This is a genomic window from Bradyrhizobium cytisi, assembly GCF_008123515.1.
In the GTDB taxonomy this organism is placed as follows: Bacteria; Pseudomonadota; Alphaproteobacteria; order Rhizobiales; family Xanthobacteraceae; genus Bradyrhizobium; species Bradyrhizobium cytisi.
The window spans coordinates 1-1,012 of sequence record NZ_VSSR01000127.1; the positions used below are offsets into that span (position 1 = coordinate 1).

At 60.3% G+C, this 1,012-nt stretch carries 1 protein-coding gene; it reads right to left on the reverse strand.

Annotated elements, in window-relative coordinates:
* A partial coding sequence (locus FXB38_RS41160; RefSeq protein WP_148756582.1) for an IS630 family transposase occupies window positions 1–1,000 on the reverse strand: 1,000 nt, incomplete at its 3' end.
* Window positions 1,001–1,012: the final 12 nt, after the last annotated feature.

The window sequence follows — 1,012 nt, forward strand, 5'->3', positions numbered from 1 at the left end:
GCAGCTCGATGAAGGTACGGATGTCGGCCTCGAGTTGCCTGACGGAGGTGTGAACACCTCGCTGGATCTGCTTTCTGGTGAGTTCAGCGAACCAGCGCTCGACCTGATTGATCCATGACGCGGAAGTCGGCGTGAAATGGACATGATAATGCGGCCGGCGGGCGAGCCACGCTTTGATCTTAGGCGTCTTGTGGGTGGCGTAGTTATCCATGACGATATGGACATCGAGCCCTTCAGGGACTTGAGCGTCGATCTCTTTGAGGAACTTCAAGAACTCAACTGCCCGGTGGCGCTTGTAGCATTTGCCGATAACGAACCCCGAGGCGACGTCGAGCGCGGCAAACAGCGAGGTCGTACCATGCCGCACATAGCTGTGCGTACGACGTTCCGGTACGCCAGGCATCATCGGCAAGACCGGTTGCTCGCGATCGAGTGCCTGGATTTGGCTTTTCTCATCGATGCTGAGGACAAGGGCTCGGTTCGGTGGAGATAGGTAAAGGCCGACGATATCGCGCACCTTGTCGACAAACAGCGGATCGCTCGACAGCTTGAATGTCTGGCTACGGTGCGGCTGCAAGCCGAACGCCGCCCACATTCGGCGGATCGTGGTGTGGGAAAAGCCAGTTTCCGCAGCCATCGAGCGGATCGACCAGTGCGTCGCATCGGTCGGCGTCGTACGCAACGTCCGCTCGATCACGGCAGCAACCTGATCGTCGTCGATGGTTCGAGGGCGGCCAGGGCGGGCCTCGTCAAGCAGGCCATCACAGCGATCCTTCAAAAATCGGCGGCGCCACTTGCCAACGGTGTGCTCGTGGAGGCCGAGTTCGGCAGCCACAGATTTGCTTGGCAAGCCGTCCGCACATCGCAGGATCGCGCGGCATCGCTCAGATAGCGACCGCGCAACACGGTGACGACGGACTTGTCTCTCCAAGTACGTCCGCTCCTGCGCACTCAGCACCAACGGCTCGATCGGCCGGCCTCTCACACCTGCATTCGCCACAAGCGCTCTCCT